Raw genomic sequence first — 3,889 nt, forward strand, 5'->3', positions numbered from 1 at the left:
GCGCTCCACCTTGACCTCCAGGGGAGCCCGGAAGGACAACAGACCCAGCATCGGCGGGCGTGCCCCTTCCGGCGCGAGCCGGATCTCCGGCAGACGGCGTGCCACCGCCCGCAGGGCGATCGCCGCCTCCGTGCGTGCGAGGGAAGCGCCCGGACAGCGGTGGCGTCCGGCGCCGAAGGCCAGGTGGTGGCGGACGTTCTCGCGATGCGGACACATACGCTCCGGCTCCGCGAACACGGCCGGGTCGGAGCCGCTGCCCATCAGCATGAGCAGCAGCTGTGCCCCCGCCGGGAGTCGCGTACCCGCCAGTTCCACCGGCCGCGCGGTGACCCGGCGCCAGGTGGTCACCGGCGGCTCGCGCCGCAGCACCTCTTCCACCCAGGCCTCGGCCAGGCCGGCTTCCGGCACGAGCCGCGGCCAGAGCCCCGGTTCGCCGAGCGCCCGGCGCAGCACGGTGGCGATCAGCTGGCCGGTGGTGGACTGCCCGGCGATGAAGATGAAGAAGCAGGCGCTGACCGCGGTCGCCGTGTCCAGCGGTTCCCCTTCGGGGAGGAGGTGGCGGGACAGCGCTTCGATGAACGACTCGGCCCGAATGTCCGGCGACGATGTGGCACCGCGTACGGTGTCGGTCAGCCATCGGTGGAACTCGCCGACCAGCTCTGCCAGTTCCAGCTGGCGTTCGGCCGAGGGCCTGCCCCAGAACAGCTCCAGCGACGCGTCGCTCCAGCGGATCAGTGTGCCGGGCGTGACGCCCCGGACGCCGAGCAGTTCCATGAGCACCCGGCACGGCAGGATCTGGGCGTAGGAGGCGAACAGGTCCTCGTGACCGTCGGCGTCGATCCTGGCCTGCGCCGCGTCCAGCAACTCCTCTGCGCAGCGCTCGATCACGGGGACGGCGGCCGCCACCTGCCGGGCGTTGAAGAACCGGTTGACCAGCCTGCGCAGCCCGGCATGGCTGCTGGTGCCGTTGTTGGCCAGCGCGGGGGGCAGGGTGAAACCCGCCTTCGCGAGCCTCCGCAGCGCGGCAACCGGCAGCGGGGCGACCGCGTGCTGGGCGTTGTCGGGCAGGAAGACCGACGCGTCGGACAGCACCCGCCGCACGTCCTGGTGGCGGCTGACCAGCCACAGACCCGTCGCCTCGTCGTGGTGCACGGGCGCCTCGGCGCGCAGAAGGTCCAGCCACGGGTAGGGGTCGCGTACGAAGTCCGCACCGAACAGGTCGAGTCGCTCGCCCGGCACCGGAACATTCCAGGCCCGCGCCGACGGCGCCGCGGCTCTGGGACCAGGCACGCCGTAAGCCTCGGGCTCCGCGGTCGCGGTTCCCGAGGTCGAAGCGTCCCTGGCCGGAAAAGTCACGCGCGGACGCTAACACGCACCGTGACCGTCCTCGACGGCCTGTGCGCGGTATCACTCAGCCGGGCATACGGTCCGACCTGCCACCGCCGCCGTTCGCGCCCGGACCCCCGCATCGATGCCCCCCGCCGACGGCATCGTGCGCGTCGCCGCTGTCGCCGCGGCGGGCCGATCACACGTCACGTGGTCCTCGACGCCGTGGCCGGACCGTTCCGGGCGGCACCGTGCCTATGATCGACCCGGCCGTGGGAGGCCGGAGGGGGCAAGGCACCGTGGACGAGGACGGTTCGCTGCGTGAGGTCGTCTGGGGGCGGGATCTGCCTCTGCGCTTCGCGCTCGTCAGCGAGGAGTGGGACGGGGAGCAGACGGTGTGGGCGCGGTGCGTCGATGCCGACGGGCTGTTCATGGACCGGGCCGCGTTCCGGGAGCGGCTGACCCTCCTCGGCTGCGCCCCCACCGGCAGGCTCCGCAAGGCCGCCGAACGATGCGCGCGGAACACGCCTGTTCCCTTCGGCGAGCTGCACTTCACGGTGCACGACGTGGACACCGAGGATCCGTACACCTACGACTACTGCGCGCTCGACGACGTCGTCCTCATCGACGGCAGGCCGTGTGCGGCGGACCCGACGCTGCTCGACCTCGTGCTCGAAGGCGTGGTCACCGAGGGGCCGCCCTACTCCCGCAAGGAGCCCGCGAGGACGGAGGTCGCCCTCCTGAACGGCACCAGCGGCGGCCCGCTCGGGCACTGCCGCCGGGTGGAGGGCGTGTACGGTGACCGGCCGGACCCGGCCCGTCGCCCCGTACGCCTCATCGGGTGCGAGCCCGCGCCGAACCTGGTGCGCCGGTTGGTCCACCCCGGCGGCGGGGGCGACCACATGAAACTCTGGCTCCTCGACCGTACGGGCCGGCCGACCGCGGTCGAGGAGCACATCACGGCGGATGTCGACGAGTGCCGCCCCTCGGCGCTGGGCGGTGCGCTGATCGACGTGACGCTCAAGAGGGGACTCTTCCGCCGCAGTCCCTTCCCGCCCGCGGCCCGGCCCGTGTGGGACGCCTGGTACGAGGGTCCGCCCCGGGAACGCAACGCATGGGCACGGTTCCCGACCGACGGGCGCAGCGAGTGGCTGCGGTTCACGGAGGTGTGCGGGGGACCCGAGCAGCCCGGTGCGGTGTTCGAGATGGACGGGCGGCACGCCACCGACATCCCGGGCCTGCACTGCGCGATCGGCGAGGCCATCGGCGGCCCGGGGCAGCGGTGGCACCAGTGCTGGAACGCGCTGCGCGGCTGCCAGTGCCACGGCGAGGCGCCGCCCGCGCCCTTCACCCTCGTCTGGCACGACGCGGACGTGGCGCGGCAGCACTTGGCGGGCGTCAGTGTGGACACGGACGGCGAGGCGGGGTACTTCGACGCGGTGGTGCCGTTCCTGGAGCGGATGGGCGTCACCGTGGTGCTGCGTTAGGCCGTGTTCGGGACATGGGCCGTGACGGCCGCGGTCCGAGAGCCGGGGTGTCCCGGACCGCTCCTCGGCCGATCCGCCAGGGACGGAGCTTCTCGGGGTTTCTCACCGCCCAGATACGCCTGATGCGATCGCCCGCGAACTCGAAGGCGAACACGGTCGAGAGGTTGCCGTCCTGCTGCGCCACCAAGCCCGGCAGGCCGTTGACCGTGCACTCCAGGAACGTGGTGCGGTCGCCCGACACACGGGCGATCTCGGCGTAGGCGCGGGCGATCTGCTCACTGCCCACGATCGGGTGCGGGTGCGTGACGGCCAGCCCGCCGCCGTCGGCGGTCGCGACGGCGTGGGGGTCGAGCAGGCTGATCAGGGCGCCGATGTCCCTGGCCTCCCACGCCGTTCTGAACTCCTTGACGATGCCGGCCTGCCCGGCACTCGGGCCCGCCGGGCTCTGCGCGCTGCGGATGCGCCGGCGGGCGGACGAGGCGAGTTGGCGGCACGCCGCCGGAGTGCGGCCGACGATCTCGGCCACCTCGCCGAAGGGAAAGCGGAAGACGTCGTGCAGGACGAACGCCACGCGCTCGGCCGGGGTCATCGCATCGAGGACGACCAGGAAGGCCATCGTCACCGACTCGTCGACGGTGACCTGGTCGGCCGGGTCGGTCCCGCCGGCGCCGGAGCGCCCGCCGTGCCACTCCGTGGGTTCGGGCAGCGGTTCCGGGATCCAGTCGCCCACGTACGTCTCGCGCCTGTGCCGCGCCGAACCGAGCACGTTCAGGCAGACGCGGCCGGCGACCGTCATCAGCCAGGCGCCGGGCGACTCGATGGCCTGCCGCTCCTGTTCGGACATGGCGTACCAGCGGGCGTAGGTCTCCTGCACGACGTCCTCGGCGTCGGCAAGGGACCCGAGGAGTCGATAGCCGAGGTTGATCAGCCGACGCCGCTCACCCGTGATCGCGGTGAGGCCCGGATCGCTCTGATCGTCGCCGGTCTCGGCTCTCGTGGTCATGGTCCGACCGTCTCCTTCGCTCGCTTCTGTGCCGCTACCCGTTACGACAGCGCGGCGTGCCGGAATGTGAGGC

The 3,889-nt window shown here is 72.6% G+C and carries 3 protein-coding genes; 1 reads left to right on the forward strand and 2 read right to left on the reverse strand.

The genetic code is table 11. From position 1 onward, the window contains the following. Positions 1 to 1,239: cytochrome P450 (locus tag ACWGH4_RS32590; RefSeq protein ID WP_453467203.1), on the reverse strand; the 1,239-nt coding region annotated here is incomplete at its 3' end. Positions 1,240 to 1,625: 386 nt separating this feature from the next. Between ACWGH4_RS32590 and ACWGH4_RS32595 the strand changes: the two genes are divergently transcribed. Next, positions 1,626 to 2,813 carry a barstar family protein gene (locus ACWGH4_RS32595; protein ID WP_453467205.1) on the forward strand — a complete coding sequence of 396 codons (1,188 nt, stop codon included), beginning with the start codon at positions 1,626 to 1,628 and terminating at the stop codon, positions 2,811 to 2,813. Here ACWGH4_RS32595 and sigJ read toward each other — a convergent pair. Next, positions 2,794 to 3,816, reverse strand: a complete 1,023-nt coding sequence (sigJ, locus tag ACWGH4_RS32600; protein ID WP_453467207.1) for an RNA polymerase sigma factor SigJ — start codon at positions 3,814 to 3,816, stop codon at positions 2,794 to 2,796. The genes ACWGH4_RS32595 and sigJ overlap by 20 nt on opposite strands. Between the last annotated feature and the right edge of the window lie 73 nt (positions 3,817 to 3,889).

The organism is Streptomyces sp. NPDC054847, from assembly GCF_053610925.1.